The organism is Enterobacter sp. BIGb0383, from assembly GCF_003751845.1.
Classification (GTDB): domain Bacteria; phylum Pseudomonadota; class Gammaproteobacteria; order Enterobacterales; family Enterobacteriaceae; genus BIGb0383.
In genome coordinates this window covers 1,036,065-1,050,989 of sequence record NZ_RJKQ01000002.1, presented here as the reverse complement: position 1 = coordinate 1,050,989, position 14,925 = coordinate 1,036,065, and the positions used below count along the sequence as shown (strand labels likewise).

The following is a 14,925-nucleotide window of genomic DNA, read 5'->3' as shown; positions in this document are numbered from 1 at the left end:
AAAACCCCGCTTTGCGTTGACTTTTACCCTGCAGATCTCCAGAATGCCGCCGTTTGCCAGAAATCCACTGGTAGCAAATTTGCATTGATTCATGGCGTGGTTATGAATTAATATGCAAATAAAGTGAGTGAATATTCTCTGGAGGGTGTTTTGATTAAGTCAGCGCTATTGGTTCTGGAAGACGGAACCCAGTTTATCGGTCGGGCCATAGGGGCTACCGGCACGGCGGTTGGGGAAGTCGTTTTCAATACTTCAATGACCGGTTATCAAGAAATCCTCACTGATCCTTCCTACTCCCGCCAAATCGTTACTCTTACTTATCCCCATATTGGTAATGTCGGTACTAACCCGGCCGATGAAGAGTCTTCTCAGGTACACGCTCAGGGTCTGATTATTCGCGACCTGCCGCTGATTGCCAGCAACTACCGCAATACCGAAGACCTCTCTGCTTACCTCAAGCGCCACAACATCGTGGCCATTGCCGATATCGATACCCGCAAGCTGACCCGTCTGCTGCGTGAAAAGGGTGCACAGAATGGCTGCATCATCGCGGGTGACAGCCCCGATGCGCAGCTGGCGCTGGAGAAAGCCAAAGCCTTCCCGGGTCTGAACGGGATGGACCTGGCGAAAGAAGTGACCACCGTTGAAGCCTACAGCTGGACTCAGGGAAGCTGGACGCTGGAAGACGAGCTGCCGGAAGCCAAAAAAGAGGGCGACCTGCCGTTCCACGTGGTGGCCTACGACTACGGCGCGAAGCGCAACATTCTGCGGATGCTGGTGGACAGAGGCTGCCGCCTGACGGTAGTCCCGGCGAAGACCCCTGCGGACGACGTGCTGAAGATGAATCCGGACGGCATCTTCCTCTCAAACGGTCCCGGTGACCCGGCACCCTGCGACTACGCTATCGACGCGATTAAGACCTTCCTGGAAACCGATATTCCGGTCTTCGGCATCTGTCTCGGCCATCAGCTGCTGGCGCTGGCGAGCGGGGCGAAAACCGTCAAGATGAAGTTCGGTCACCACGGCGGCAACCATCCGGTGAAAGATATCGACAATGATACCGTGATGATCACCGCCCAGAACCACGGTTTTGCGGTCGATGAGGCCACGATGCCTGCCACCCTGCGCGTGACCCATAAGTCGCTGTTCGACGGCACCCTGCAGGGCATTCACCGCACGGACAAACCGGCCTTCAGCTTCCAGGGACACCCTGAAGCCAGCCCCGGTCCGCACGATGCCGCACCGCTGTTTGACCACTTTATCGAATTAATCGAGCAGTACCGTAACACCGCCAAATAATCAGGAGCGAAGAGAATCATGCCAAAACGTACAGACATAAAAAGCATCCTGATCCTTGGCGCTGGCCCGATTGTTATCGGCCAGGCCTGTGAGTTCGACTACTCCGGTGCCCAGGCCTGTAAAGCCCTGCGTGAAGAGGGCTACCGCGTTATCCTGGTGAACTCCAACCCGGCCACCATCATGACCGACCCGGAAATGGCGGACGCGACCTATATTGAGCCGATCCACTGGGAAGTGGTGCGTAAAATCATCGAAAAAGAGCGCCCGGACGCGGTGCTCCCGACGATGGGCGGCCAGACCGCGCTGAACTGTGCGCTGGAGCTGGAGCGTCAGGGCGTGCTCGAAGAGTTCGGCGTTACCATGATTGGTGCCACCGCCGACGCGATTGATAAAGCAGAAGATCGCCGCCGTTTCGACGTCGCGATGAAGAAAATCGGCCTCGATACCGCACGTTCCGGTATCGCCCACACGATGGAAGAAGCGCTGGCGGTTGCCGCCGACGTTGGCTTCCCGTGCATCATCCGTCCTAGCTTCACCATGGGCGGCACCGGCGGCGGTATCGCCTACAACCGGGAAGAGTTTGAAGAGATCTGCGAACGCGGGCTGGATCTTTCCCCGACCAAAGAGCTGCTGATTGACGAGTCGCTGATCGGCTGGAAAGAGTACGAGATGGAAGTGGTGCGTGATAAAAACGACAACTGCATCATCGTCTGCTCGATTGAAAACTTCGACGCCATGGGCATCCATACCGGTGACTCCATCACCGTGGCACCGGCCCAGACCCTGACCGACAAAGAATACCAAATCATGCGTAACGCCTCGATGGCGGTACTGCGTGAAATCGGCGTCGAAACCGGCGGCTCTAACGTCCAGTTCTCGGTAAACCCGAAAAATGGCCGTCTGATCGTTATCGAAATGAACCCGCGTGTTTCCCGCTCTTCGGCGCTGGCCTCGAAAGCCACCGGCTTCCCGATTGCTAAAGTGGCCGCCAAGCTGGCGGTGGGTTATACCCTTGATGAGCTGATGAATGACATCACCGGTGGCCGTACGCCGGCCTCGTTTGAGCCGTCCATCGACTACGTTGTGACCAAGATCCCGCGCTTCAACTTTGAAAAATTCGTTGGCGCGAACGACCGTCTGACCACCCAGATGAAATCCGTGGGTGAAGTGATGGCGATTGGCCGCACCCAGCAGGAATCTCTGCAGAAAGCCCTGCGCGGTCTGGAAGTTGGCGCGACCGGCTTCGACCCGAAGGTGAGCCTCGACGATCCGGAAGCGCTGACCAAAATTCGTCGCGAGCTGAAAGATGCCGGCGCCGAGCGTATCTGGTATATCGCCGATGCATTCCGTGCGGGTCTCTCCGTCGACGGCGTCTTCAACCTGACCAATATCGACCGCTGGTTCCTGGTACAGATTGAAGAGCTGGTGCGTCTGGAAGAGAAAGTGGCGGAGCTGGGCATTAACGGCCTGACCGCTGACTTCCTGCGCACCCTGAAGCGTAAAGGCTTTGCCGATGCGCGTCTGGCGACCCTGTCCGGCGTGCGCGAAGCGGAAATCCGCAAGCTGCGCGACCAGTACAACCTGCATCCGGTCTACAAACGCGTGGATACCTGCGCGGCGGAATTCGCCACCGACACGGCCTATATGTACTCCACGTATGAAGAGGAGTGTGAGGCCAACCCGACTCAGGATCGCGACAAGATTATGGTGCTGGGCGGCGGTCCAAACCGTATCGGCCAGGGCATTGAGTTCGACTACTGCTGCGTTCACGCCTCGCTGGCCCTGCGCGAAGACGGTTACGAGACCATTATGGTCAACTGTAACCCGGAAACCGTTTCGACCGACTACGACACCTCCGACCGTCTCTACTTCGAGCCGGTGACCTTTGAAGACGTGCTGGAAATCGTGCGCATCGAGAAGCCGAAGGGCGTTATCGTGCAATATGGCGGCCAGACCCCGCTGAAGCTGGCGCGTGCGCTTGAAGCCGCAGGCGTGCCGGTTATCGGCACCAGCCCGGACGCGATTGACCGTGCCGAAGACCGCGAACGCTTCCAGCAGGCGGTCGACCGTCTGAAGCTGAAACAGCCGGCTAACGCCACCGTGACCGCCATCGAGCAGGCGGTAGAGAGAGCGAAAGAGATTGGTTATCCGCTGGTGGTGCGTCCTTCTTATGTCCTGGGCGGCCGCGCAATGGAAATCGTCTATGACGAAATTGACCTGCGTCGCTACTTCCAGACGGCGGTCAGCGTCTCCAACGATGCGCCGGTGCTGCTGGACCGCTTCCTCGACGATGCGGTTGAAGTGGACGTCGATGCCATCTGCGACGGCGAGACCGTGCTGATTGGCGGCATTATGGAGCATATCGAGCAGGCGGGCGTCCACTCCGGCGACTCTGCATGTTCACTCCCGGCTTATACACTGAGCCAGGAGATTCAGGACGTGATGCGCCAGCAGGTGCAGAAACTGGCCTTTGAACTGCAGGTGCGCGGTCTGATGAACGTGCAGTTTGCGGTGAAAGACAACGAGGTTTACCTGATTGAAGTAAACCCGCGTGCAGCGCGTACCGTACCGTTCGTCTCCAAAGCGACCGGCGTTGCGCTGGCCAAAGTGGCGGCGCGCGTGATGGTCGGCCAGACGCTGGTGCAGCAGGGCCATACCAAAGAGATTATCCCACCGTACTACTCGGTGAAAGAAGTGGTTCTGCCGTTCAACAAGTTCCCGGGCGTTGACCCGCTGTTAGGGCCAGAAATGCGCTCTACCGGGGAAGTGATGGGCGTGGGCCGCACCTTTGCCGAAGCGTTCGCCAAAGCGCAGCTTGGCAGTAACTCCACCATGAAGAAACAGGGCCGTGCGCTGCTCTCCGTTCGCGAAGGTGATAAAAAGCGCATTGTCGACCTGGCGGCCAAGCTGCTGAAGTTCGGCTTTGAGCTGGATGCGACCCACGGCACCGCAATCGTGCTGGGCGAAGCCGGTATCAACCCGCGTCTGGTGAACAAGGTGCATGAAGGTCGTCCGCACATTCAGGACCGTATCAAGAATGGCGAATACACCTACATCATCAACACCACCGCCGGGCGTCAGGCGATTGAAGACTCCCGTCAGATCCGCCGCAGCGCGCTGCAGTACAAAGTGCACTATGACACCACCCTGAACGGCGGCTTTGCTACCGCGATGGCTCTGAACGCCGACGCCACCGAGAAGGTGATTTCGGTTCAGGAAATGCACGCTAAAATCAGCAAGTAGTCGTCGGTTTTTTCTCTGTAAGGCAGTCTCTTGATCGGAATGCGCGATCAAGAGACTCGCTCTCAACACCCTCCTGTTCAGACTTCATTCGGCTGTGTCCCTGAGACAATATGTGACACCTCATCCAGATACCCGATGCAGGCCTCTCCTGAACGGTTGAATTTACTCTTGTCGATCAGCAATAAAGACTGCGCTGCGCGCTTCAGGAGCGTGGATTTGAAATCCGCGTTGAGGGTATTCGAGTCCCAGAGCGCGCCATTGCTGTCGATCCCCTCGCAGGAGAAGATAAACAGGTCAATGTCGAGCGGCTTAAGCTGGGAAATAAGCGACGGATTGACGTAGCAGCCATATTTACGCTCAAGCTGGCCGCCGGAGCTGATGAGCTGAACATGCTGGCGCTTGCCCAGCTCCTGGCAAATCGGATGGCTGTTGGTAAAGACGTGGATATCGATATCCGGCAGCTGGCGGGCCAGATACCAGCAGGTTGAGCTGGCATCGAGGGCAATCACCATACCTGGCTCTATCCACGCCAGCGCCTCACGTGCGATATCCGCCTTATGCGCATGGTGGCTTTTCAGCCGGATATGAAACGGATCGCCGCTGTCCTGATTTTTCCGCTGAATAGACTTGGCGCGCCCGTGGTTACGCAGCACTTTCCCCTGCGCCTGTAGCTCGCTGAGATCGCGGCGAATGGTCTCTTTGCTGACGTTAAACTGTTCAGACAAGGCTTCCGTGGTCAGACTTTTATAGTGGTTCAGCAGGTCTACTATCGCTTGCTGACGTGCCGCTTTCATCTTTATTCACCCCATCATTCGATGAACGCCCGTGTCTTACGGACGCACTGGCAAAAGGTTACGGCGCGATACTTTTTTTTTAAAGAATATTCTCGTACTTATCGGGATTGTAAAGTCCGGACTGGCGGTCAACCCGTCAACTCACCCCACTGCCTACCATTTTTACCCGTAGCGTCTCCCGTTAATTATCCTTAGCATCAAAGGTTCTGACCCTTTTTGCACAACTGAAGGAGAACGTTTTGCAACGTGCACTTATCGCTGTTTCGCTGGCTATGCTGGTATCCGGCTGCGCGGGTTTTTCCGCTGCGGTGACCAATACTATCGATGATATGGGCTTAACGCCGGATTACGCTAAGGGACAAAAAGAGGCGCTGCAGCAGCGTAAACTGGAAACGCCGTCGGTGAAGGTTGCCGATAACGTGCCGGAAGGCAAGCTGATTGAGAAGTATGAAAACGGCAGCAAAAAGTTTGAAACCATCGTTAAAAACCGCTGCTTTGATGACTATATCGACGTCTACTATCCGAACGGTCAGCTTCGCGCCCATACGCCGCTGGTGAACTGCAAAGCCAACGGTATCTCTCAGGGCTATACCGAGGACGGCAAGCTGCGCACGGTCATCACCTATAAAGACGGCGTTGCCGACGGCGAAGCGAAAGGCTATGACGCTAGCGGGAAAGTGGTGCGTACCTTCAACTACAAAGACGGCTACCCGGTGACCAAAGGCTAAACGCCAGGAGTGTTCTGCTTTTTATTCTCCCCTGCTGACCAGCGTCTATAGTTGGTTGCAGATGTGATCAACTGACTGAAAGCAGGGAGAATACTATGAACATCAAACTTCTGACCGCCTCAATGTTTGCCGCGACCGCACTGCTGGTCGTCAGCGGCTGTACCTCCAATCAGGCGCTGCAAACTACCGATGGCCGCACGATTGTGACCGACGGTAAGCCACAGGTGGATGACGACACCGGCCTGGTCTCCTACCGCAATGCGGAAACCGGTAAAACCGAGCAGATTAACCGCGACCAGGTTAAAAACATGAGCGAGCTGGATAACTAACCGCCGCTGCGCTAAAGGCACAGAAATCTACTGTCAGGCGCGATGCCGACCGTCTACACTGACACGTTATAACAACGTGCTGTGTAGACGGGCCTTTCATGATTTTAATTATTTATGCTCATCCTTATCCGCATCATTCCCATGCGAATAAGCGGATGCTTGAGCAGGTAAGGACGCTTGACGGGGTGGAAATCCGCTCCCTTTATCACCTCTATCCCGATTTTAATATTGATGTCGCCGCCGAGCAGGAGGCGCTTTCCCGTGCGAGCCTGATTATCTGGCAGCATCCGATGCAGTGGTACAGCGTGCCACCGCTGCTTAAGCTGTGGATGGACAAAGTGCTGTCCCACGGCTGGGCCTACGGCCACGGCGGTGCAGCCCTGAAAGGCAAAAGCCTGATGTGGGCGGTGACCACCGGCGGCGGCGAGAGCCATTTTGCCACCGGTGAACATCCGGGGTTTGATGTCCTGGCGCAGCCGCTGCAGGCCACCGCGCTTTACTGCGGTCTGAACTGGCTGCCGCCGTTTGCCATGCACTGCACCTTTGTCTGCGATGACGAGACGCTGCAGGCTCAGGCCTGCGACTATCGCCAGCGACTGCTGGCCTGGCAGGAGGTGCAGCGTGGATAGCCATACTCTTATTCAGGCGCTGATCTACCTCGGTGCCGCCGCGCTTGTCGTACCCATTGCGGTGCGTCTTGGGCTGGGTTCGGTCCTCGGGTATCTGATTGCCGGCTGTGTCATTGGGCCCTGGGGCCTGCGGCTGGTGACCGACGCCGAATCTATCCTCCACTTTGCCGAGATCGGCGTGGTCCTGATGCTGTTTGTGATTGGTCTTGAACTGGATCCGCGACGGCTCTGGACCCTGCGCGCCTCGGTCTTTGGCGGCGGGGCGCTGCAGATGATCGCCTGCGGGGCGTTGATCGGTCTGTTTTGTACGCTGCTCGGCCTGCGCTGGCAGGTGGCGGCGCTGATCGGCATGACCCTGGCGCTCTCCTCGACGGCGATTGCCATGCAGGCGATGAATGAACGTAACCTGACCGTCTCTCCGATGGGACGTAGCGCCTTCTCGGTACTGCTGTTCCAGGATATCGCCGCCATTCCGCTGGTGGCGATGATCCCGCTGCTGGCCGCCAGCGGCGCGTCCACTACGCTTGGTGCTTTTACGCTTTCAGCCCTGAAGGTCGCGGGAGCCCTGACGCTGGTGGTGCTGCTGGGTCGCTACGTCACCCGGCCGCTGCTGCGCTTTGTGGCGCGATCCGGCCTGCGGGAAGTGTTCTGCGCCGTGGCGCTGTTGCTGGTCTTTGGCTTCGGTCTGCTGCTGGAAGAGGCCGGGCTGTCGATGGCGATGGGTGCGTTCCTCGCGGGCGTCCTGCTGGCCAGCTCCGAATACCGCCACGCGCTGGAAAGCGATATCGAACCCTTTAAGGGACTGCTGCTGGGGCTGTTCTTTATTGGCGTCGGCATGTCGATAGACTTCGGGACGCTGGTGACGCATCCGCTGCGGATCCTGATCCTGCTGGCGGGCTTCCTGCTGATCAAAATGGGCATGCTGTGGCTGATCGCACGTCCGCTGAAGGTCCCCAACCGTCAGCGGCGCTGGTTCGCCGTGCTGCTGGGGCAGGGCAGTGAGTTCGCCTTTGTGGTCTTTGGCGCAGCGCAGACGGCCAGAGTGCTGGATACGGAGTGGGCCAAGGCCCTGACGCTGGCGGTGGCACTGTCGATGGCGGTGACGCCGCTGTTGCTGGTACTGCTCACTCGCGCCGAGCGCAACCAGAGCGGCGAATCGCGGGAAGCGGATGAGATCGATGAAGAGCAGCCGCGGGTGATCGTCGCCGGTTTTGGCCGCTACGGGCAGATCACCGGTCGTTTACTGCTGTCCAGCGGGGTGAAAATGGTAATCCTCGATCACGATCCGGACCATATTGAAACCCTGCGCAAGTTTGATATGAAAGTCTTCTACGGCGACGCCACCCGCGTTGACCTGCTGGAATCAGCGGGTGCAGCGAAGGCCGAAGTCCTGATCAACGCCATCGACGATCCTCAGGCAAGCCTGCAACTGACCGAACTGGCCCGTGAGCACTTCCCGTCCCTGCGGATCATTGCCCGCGCCCGCGATATTGACCACTATATCCGGCTGCGTCAGGCCGGGGTGGAAGCACCAGAGCGTGAAACCTTCGAGGCGGCGCTGAAGTCCGGGCGTACCGCGCTGGAAGCGCTTGGCCTGGGGGCGTATGAAGCCCGCGAGCGGGCGGATCTGTTCCGCCGCTTTAACATCGGTATGGTGGAGGAGATGGTCGAGATTGCCGAGGGCGATCACGTCTCCCGTGCGGCGGTAGTGAAACGCACCAGCGCAATGCTGACGGAAATTATCAATGAGGACCGCCATCATCTGGCGCTGATCCAGCGTCACGGCTGGCAGGGCACCAAAGAGGGGCTGCATACGGGCAATCAGGCGGACGAACCGGCCCCACGGCCGGAGTGATAAGGCTGTCACCCTCGCTTTACGCGTAAGGCGCTGTTTTGTCAGCGCCTGTAAGGGCAGTGGTCCAGCCAGGCGATGTGGGCGCGTCAGCAGAATGAAAAATATTCTGTTTCTTTCGCGGAGCGCCAGTCGACGAAAGAATGCGCTTTCCGTATAGTGGCGGCAATTTTTTTGTATCCGGGAAATATTCAATGATCAGTCTGATTGCGGCGCTGGCGGTAGATCGGGTTATCGGTATGGAAAACGCCATGCCGTGGAACCTGCCTGCCGATCTTGCGTGGTTTAAGCGTAATACCCTGAATAAGCCTGTGGTAATGGGCCGCCTGACCTGGGAGTCTATTGGCCGTCCGCTGCCGGGGCGCAAAAATATCGTGATCAGCAGCCAGCCGGGCACTGACGATCGCGTCCAGTGGGTCAAATCGGTTGACGAGGCGATTGCCGCCTGCGGCGACGTCGAAGAGATCATGGTGATCGGCGGCGGTCGGGTTTATGAGCAGTTCCTGCCGAAAGCCCAGCGCCTCTATCTGACGCATATCGATGCGGAAGTGGAAGGGGACACGCATTTCCCGGATTACGATCCTGACGAATGGGAGTCTGAATTCAGCGAATTCCACGACGCCGATCAGCAGAATTCCCATAGCTACTGCTTTGAGATCCTCGAACGACGCTAGTCCGTTTTCACGCGTCACCGAACAGGGGCATGCCTTCGCATCGCCCCTTTTTTTATGCCCAACATCCCGAAAGTCCGCACTTTTCCTGCCTCAAAACTGGATAACCAATGCCGGTTTTGTTCTTTGCTGTTTCTGAAACCCTGTGGAAATATCGACCTGTGCTGTCGGTTTGTGACGGACCGCAACCGGCAAGCCTGTTCACCTGATTAATCACAACTTCCAACAAAAACAGACAAAGCAGGAATCACCATCGTGGCTACTTTTTTAACGGATCACCATAAAAAGAAACGGCATGTGCTTGCCTCATTACTGCTTCTGGGCAGCGTATCAGGCGTACAGGCAGCGGATGAAAAACCGAAAACCGGCGGCACGCTGATCTATCTGGAACAGCAGGCGCACACCAATCTCTATACCCCGGCGGGCGGGTTCTACCCCAACGGCGGGATCCTCAACCAAATCACCGACAAACTGACGTATCAGAATCCGAAAACCCTGGAAATCGAACCCTGGATTGCGGAATCCTGGACGGTTAACCCTGAAAATACCGAGTACACCTTTAAGATCCGCCCCGGCGTGACTTTCTCCGACGGCACGCCGCTGGATGCGAAGGCGGTGGCGAAAAACTTTGATACCTACGGACTGGGTAACCCGGCGCTGAACCAGCCGGTTTCCGAGGTCATCAGCAACTATGACCACAGTGAAGTGATCGATCCTCTGACGGTGAAGTTTTACTTTAAGAAACCCTCACCCGGTTTCCTGCAGGGCACCTCGGCGATAGGCTCCGGTCTGGTCTCCCTCAGCACGCTGGCGCGGAATTTCAATCAGTTGGGCAGCGCGAAAAATGTGATTGGCTCCGGCCCGTTCGTGGTCAGCAGCGAAAAACTGGGACGCGAACTGAAGCTGACCGCCCGGGAAGATTACAACTGGGCACCGGCGAAATTTAGCCATCAGGGCCGCGCCTGGCTCGACGGCATTACCATTCTGGTGACGCCGGAAGACAGCGTGCGTATCGGGGCGCTGCTCTCCGGGCAGGCGGATGCCATCCGTCAAATCCAGGCCTATGACGAAAAGCGGGTGCAGGAGCAGGGCTTTACGGTGTATGCCCCGGCAACGCGCGGCGTTAACAACAGCGTGGTGTTCCGCCCGGATAACCCGCTGGTCGCCGATATCCGCGTGCGTCAGGCGCTGCTGCACGCCACCAACGCCAAAGAGATCGTCGATACCCTGTTCTCGGCAAATTATCCGCAGGCCACTTCGCCGCTGGCGAAAACGGCGGCGGGCTATGTCGATCTCAGCCAGAAACTGACTTTCGATCCGGCGCAGGCCTCTCGCCTGCTGGATGATGCTGGCTGGAAAACGGGTCAGCAGGGCATCAGGCAGAAAGAGGGCAAAAGCCTGACGCTGACCGCCTATGAATCGCTGCCGCAGCCGCAAAACAAAGAGACGCTGCAGCTGGTGGCGCAGCAGTGGGCCAAAGTGGGCGTGAAACTGAATGTGCTGGCCGGTGATGCAGGCAGCAAAACCGTCGACAGCCTCGATCCGCTAAAAACTGCCGTGGCTCCGGCGATGGTGGGGCGCGCAGACCCGGACGTGCTGAAAAGCCAGTACTACCCGACCGTGCGTAACGTCCTGCTGCAAAAAGGCGGCAGCAGCGACAAAGTGCAGAACTTTGTCGATGCCCATCTCAATACCCTTCTTGACGGCATCGCCACTGAAACCGACCGCAGCAAGCGGCTGGCGCTGGTGGGGGAAGTGCAGAACTACCTGATCGACCAGGCCTATGTGATCCCGATTTTTGAGGAGCCGCAGGTGTTTGCCGGGGCGGCAACCACGAAAGGCATCGAATTTGAAGCCGTGGGGCGACCCAGCTTCTATAACACCTGGCTGGATAAGTAAGGCGACGGCGTAAGTCTGCATAAGGAGACCATCATGAATCGCTATCTTGCTCTGCGAACGGGCCAGGCGCTGCTGGTGCTGTGGGCGGCGTTTACCCTCTCTTTTATCCTGCTGCAGGCGATGCCGGGCGATGCGGTGCTGATTAAGTTTCAGAACCCGGAGCTGGGCCTGAGCGCGGAGCAGATTGCCCAGCTTCGGCTGGCCTACGGGGCCGATACGCCGCTGCTGACCCAGTATTTTCACGCTATCGGTCAGATCCTGCGCGGCGACTTCGGCCTCTCTTTGCAGGCGGGCGTACCGGTCTCCGAGCTGATTGCTGCCAATCTGCCGCCGACGCTGCTGCTGGCAACGCTCGGCCTCGTAGTGGCGAGTCTGCTGGCGTTTGCATTGGCCTTTATATCTACCCTGACGGGCTTTGCCTGGCTGCGTAATGTTTTGCAGTCGCTGCCCTCGCTCTTTATCTCCGTGCCGACGTTCTGGCTGGGGATCGTGCTGATTCAGATCTTCTCGTTCCGCCTGGGGTGGATCCCGGTGATCAACCCCGGAGAATGGGAAGGTTTGATCCTGCCGGTGCTGACGCTGGCGCTGCCGATCTCCGCGCCGCTGGCTCAGGTGCTGATGCGCAGCATCGACCAGATCCAGACTCAGCCTTTTGTCAGCGTCGCCCGCGCCAAAGGCGCCAGCCGCAGCGGCGTGGTCTGGCGGCATATCGCCCGCAACGCGATGCTGCCGACGCTGACCATTGCCGGGCTGCTGCTCGGGGAATTGATTGCCGGAGCGCTGATTACCGAGACGGTATTTGGCCGTAACGGCCTCGGCCAGCTGACTCAGGAGGCGGTTAACTATCAGGACAGCAGCGTACTGCAGGCGATTGTCCTGATCTCTGCGACGGCGTTTGTCGTCGTTAACCTGGCGGTGGATCTGCTGTTCCCGCTGCTGGATCCGCGACTGAAACACACCACGGGAGCGCTGCGATGACCATTCTCCAACTGGAAAAAATCACCTTTCCGCTGCTGCGTCAGCGGCTGAATCTGCGTCGCCTCTCTGTCCAGCCGGGCCTGCTGTTCGCCTGGCTGGTGATTGTGACCGTCACGCTATGGGCGCTGTTTCCCGGCTGGTTTACCGCATATAGCCCGGTGGAGGGCACGCCGGGCGCGCAGCGACTGGCGCCGGATGCGGCCTTCTGGCTGGGGACCGATCAGCTGGGGCGGGACCTCTATGCGCGCATCGTTTACGGCGCGGTGCACTCTCTCTCCGGGGCGGTGATTGCCGTGGGGCTTGGCCTGGTGCTGGGCACGCTTTTTGGCCTGCTGGCCGGGGCAGTGGGCGGCTGGCTTGACGGCGTGGTGATGCGCTGCATCGACGTGCTGCTGGCGATCCCCGGCCTGCTGCTGGCCCTGAGCGTGATTATTCTGCTGGGCTTCGGCACCGTTAACGCGGCCATTGCGGTGGGCGTCACCTCGGTGGCGAGTTTTACCCGACTGGTGCGCGCGGAGGTGCTGCGCGTGCGGCACAGCGACTATGTGGAAGCGGCTTACGGCAGCGGCGGCACCTTTTTCAGCGTGCTGTGGCGGCACATTCTGCCCAACTCCCTGACCACCGTTTTTGCCTTTGCCGCCCTGCAGTTTGGCAGCGCCATCCTGGCGATTTCCACCCTGAGCTTTCTCGGCTACGGCGCGCCGCCGCCGACGCCGGAGTGGGGACTGCTGATTGCCGAAGGCCGTAACTATATTGCGACCGCCTGGTGGCTGACCACCTTCCCGGGGCTGGTCGTGGTGCTGGTGGTGCTCTCCGCCAATCGTATTAGCCAGTCTATCCGCAGGAGTGAGCGATGAGCCTGTTAGCCGGTTTACAGAATAGCGCCACCGCGCCGGTGCTGGCGCTGGAAAACGTCACCATCGCCTACCGCAGCGGCGAGCAGGAACAGACCGTTGTGGAAGGCGTCTCTTTTGTGATCCACCCCGGCGAAGTGGTAGCCCTGGTCGGCGAGTCCGGCTCGGGAAAAACCACCACCGCCCAGGCGGTTATTGGCCTGCTGGCTGAAAATGGTCGCCTGACGCGAGGGGCGATCCGCCTGAACGGGACCGATATCAGCGGCTGGTCGCAGAAGCGACTCGACGGGGTGCGCGGGGCGCAAATTAGCCTGATCCCGCAGGATCCCACGACCTCGCTTAATCCGGTACAGACCATTGGCGAGCAGGTGGATGAAGTCCTGCGTATTCATCTGCGCCAGGATCGGCGTACCACCCGGGAGCAGACTCTGGCGCTGCTGGCCCGCGTGGGCCTGACGCAGCCGGACCTGCGGGCCAGGCAGTATCCGCATGAGCTCTCCGGCGGAATGAAACAGCGGGTGCTGATCGCCATTGCCATTGCGCTGAAACCGGCGCTGATTATTGCCGATGAACCAACCAGCGCCCTCGATGTGACGGTACAAAAGCGCATTCTCGACCTGCTGGATGAACTGCGGCGCGAGAACGGCACCGCGGTGCTGTTTGTGACCCACGATCTGGCGGTGGCGGCGGAGCGCGCCGACCGTCTGCTGGTTTTCCAGGACGGGGCAATCCAGGAGCAGGGACCGACCCTGGCGGTGCTGGACGCGCCCGCCAGCCAGTATGCCCGCACCCTGCTGGCAAACGTCCCTTCACTGAATCCGACCCCGCGTACGCCCCGGACCGGCAGCGGAGAGGTGATTGTCTCGGTGGAGAATCTGGTGCAGGAGTTTCCCCTAGCCGGGCGCAAGGGCGAGCGGTTTCGGGCGGTGGATAATGTGTCGTTCAGCGTAGCCCGTGGCACCACCCATGCGATTGTCGGCGAGTCCGGATCGGGGAAAACCACCACCGCCCGCAGTCTGCTGGGCTTCCAGCCTCCGGCGGGCGGGCGCATTCTGATCGACGGGACCGATATCACACACCTGAAAGGTGAGGCGCTGCGCCAGTTCCGCCAGCACGTCCAGCTGGTCTATCAGAACCCCTTTGCCTCCCTCGATCCTTCCCAGCGGCTGTTCGATATTGTCGAGGAGCCTCTGCGCAACTTTAACCGTCATACTCCCGCGCAGCGGTCGCAGAAGGTCCATGAGATGTTTGAGCGGGTGGCGCTGCCCGCCTCAATGCTGACACGCCGGCCTCGCGAACTGTCGGGCGGACAGCGCCAGCGCGTGGCGATTGCCCGGGCCCTGGTCCTGGAGCCGCAGGTGCTGGTGCTCGATGAAGCCGTCTCCGCGCTGGACGTGACCGTGCAGGCGCAGATCCTGCGTCTTTTGGCAGAGCTACAGGAGGCGCTGGGGCTGACCTATCTCTTTATCTCTCACGATCTGGCTGTGGTCAGGCAAATCGCCGACACGGTTTCCGTGCTCTGCCACGGAAAACTCATTGAATCCGGTCCGGTGGAGCAGATTTTCTCCCGGCCCGCTAACCCTTACACCCGCGAACTGATCGAGGCGATACCGGGGCAGCAGCACCGGGTATTTGCCCGTCCGTCATAA

The 14,925-nt window shown here is 59.1% G+C and carries 12 protein-coding genes; 11 read left to right on the top strand and 1 reads right to left on the bottom strand.

Features of this window, described 5'->3' with window-relative positions; translation table 11 throughout:
- The first annotated feature begins 150 nt into the window (after positions 1–150).
- Together carA and carB are read left to right on the top strand one after the other, a co-directional pair.
- Positions 151–1,299 carry a glutamine-hydrolyzing carbamoyl-phosphate synthase small subunit gene (gene carA, locus EDF81_RS13265; protein WP_123348589.1) on the top strand — a complete coding sequence of 383 codons (1,149 nt, stop codon included), beginning with the start codon at positions 151–153 and terminating at the stop codon, positions 1,297–1,299.
- An 18-nt stretch (positions 1,300–1,317) separates the two neighbouring features.
- The gene (gene carB / locus EDF81_RS13260; RefSeq protein WP_123348588.1) at positions 1,318–4,542 is read left to right on the top strand and encodes a carbamoyl-phosphate synthase large subunit; all 3,225 of its coding nucleotides are present in this window, start codon (positions 1,318–1,320) and stop codon (positions 4,540–4,542) included.
- A 77-nt stretch (positions 4,543–4,619) separates the two neighbouring features.
- Here the strand turns inward: carB and fucR are convergent, their stop codons facing one another.
- Positions 4,620–5,336, bottom strand: coding sequence for an L-fucose operon activator (gene fucR / locus EDF81_RS13255; RefSeq protein ID WP_123348587.1), 717 nt, complete (start codon positions 5,334–5,336; stop codon positions 4,620–4,622).
- A gap of 239 nt (positions 5,337–5,575) precedes the next feature.
- Between fucR and EDF81_RS13250 the strand changes: the two genes are divergently transcribed.
- The 9 genes from EDF81_RS13250 (at position 5,576) to EDF81_RS13210 (ending at position 14,925) form a co-directional block, all read left to right on the top strand.
- Positions 5,576–6,064, top strand: coding sequence for a toxin-antitoxin system YwqK family antitoxin (locus tag EDF81_RS13250; protein WP_260232705.1), 489 nt, complete (start codon positions 5,576–5,578; stop codon positions 6,062–6,064).
- 95 nt (positions 6,065–6,159) lie between these two features.
- Positions 6,160–6,393: a YgdI/YgdR family lipoprotein gene (locus EDF81_RS13245; protein ID WP_123348586.1), complete on the top strand. Its 234-nt coding sequence runs from the start codon at positions 6,160–6,162 to the stop codon at positions 6,391–6,393.
- 98 nt (positions 6,394–6,491) lie between these two features.
- Positions 6,492–7,022 (top strand): glutathione-regulated potassium-efflux system oxidoreductase KefF, encoded by a 531-nt coding sequence (gene kefF / locus EDF81_RS13240; RefSeq protein ID WP_123348585.1) that lies wholly within the window; start codon positions 6,492–6,494, stop codon positions 7,020–7,022.
- The gene (gene kefC / locus EDF81_RS13235; RefSeq protein ID WP_123348584.1) at positions 7,015–8,877 is read left to right on the top strand and encodes a glutathione-regulated potassium-efflux system protein KefC; all 1,863 of its coding nucleotides are present in this window, start codon (positions 7,015–7,017) and stop codon (positions 8,875–8,877) included. The genes kefF and kefC overlap by 8 nt, the downstream gene beginning before the upstream one ends.
- A gap of 191 nt (positions 8,878–9,068) precedes the next feature.
- Positions 9,069–9,548 carry a type 3 dihydrofolate reductase gene (gene folA / locus EDF81_RS13230; RefSeq protein ID WP_123348583.1) on the top strand — a complete coding sequence of 160 codons (480 nt, stop codon included), beginning with the start codon at positions 9,069–9,071 and terminating at the stop codon, positions 9,546–9,548.
- Between the two features lie 252 nt (positions 9,549–9,800).
- A complete protein-coding gene (locus tag EDF81_RS13225) occupies positions 9,801–11,444 on the top strand; it encodes a TIGR04028 family ABC transporter substrate-binding protein (RefSeq protein WP_123348582.1) in 1,644 nt (547 codons plus the stop codon).
- 33 nt (positions 11,445–11,477) lie between these two features.
- Positions 11,478–12,422, top strand: coding sequence for an ABC transporter permease (locus EDF81_RS13220; RefSeq protein WP_123348581.1), 945 nt, complete (start codon positions 11,478–11,480; stop codon positions 12,420–12,422).
- Entirely contained in the window at positions 12,419–13,279 is an 861-nt protein-coding gene (locus tag EDF81_RS13215) for an ABC transporter permease (protein ID WP_123348580.1), read from the top strand. The genes EDF81_RS13220 and EDF81_RS13215 overlap by 4 nt, the downstream gene beginning before the upstream one ends.
- Positions 13,276–14,925 (top strand): ABC transporter ATP-binding protein, encoded by a 1,650-nt coding sequence (locus tag EDF81_RS13210; protein WP_123348579.1) that lies wholly within the window; start codon positions 13,276–13,278, stop codon positions 14,923–14,925. Before EDF81_RS13215 ends, EDF81_RS13210 begins: the two co-directional genes overlap by 4 nt.

Bases quoted from the DNA above. Each gene is read 5' to 3' on its own strand.
- kefF (WP_123348585.1), top strand. From the start codon at position 6,492: ATGATTTTAATTATTTATGCTCATCCTTATCCGCATCATTCCCATGCG.
- fucR (WP_123348587.1), bottom strand. From the start codon at position 5,336: ATGAAAGCGGCACGTCAGCAAGCGATAGTAGACCTGCTGAACCACTAT.
- folA (WP_123348583.1), top strand. From the start codon at position 9,069: ATGATCAGTCTGATTGCGGCGCTGGCGGTAGATCGGGTTATCGGTATG.
- EDF81_RS13210 (WP_123348579.1), top strand. From the start codon at position 13,276: ATGAGCCTGTTAGCCGGTTTACAGAATAGCGCCACCGCGCCGGTGCTG.
- carB (WP_123348588.1), top strand. From the start codon at position 1,318: ATGCCAAAACGTACAGACATAAAAAGCATCCTGATCCTTGGCGCTGGC.
- EDF81_RS13220 (WP_123348581.1), top strand. From the start codon at position 11,478: ATGAATCGCTATCTTGCTCTGCGAACGGGCCAGGCGCTGCTGGTGCTG.
- EDF81_RS13215 (WP_123348580.1), top strand. From the start codon at position 12,419: ATGACCATTCTCCAACTGGAAAAAATCACCTTTCCGCTGCTGCGTCAG.
- EDF81_RS13245 (WP_123348586.1), top strand. From the start codon at position 6,160: ATGAACATCAAACTTCTGACCGCCTCAATGTTTGCCGCGACCGCACTG.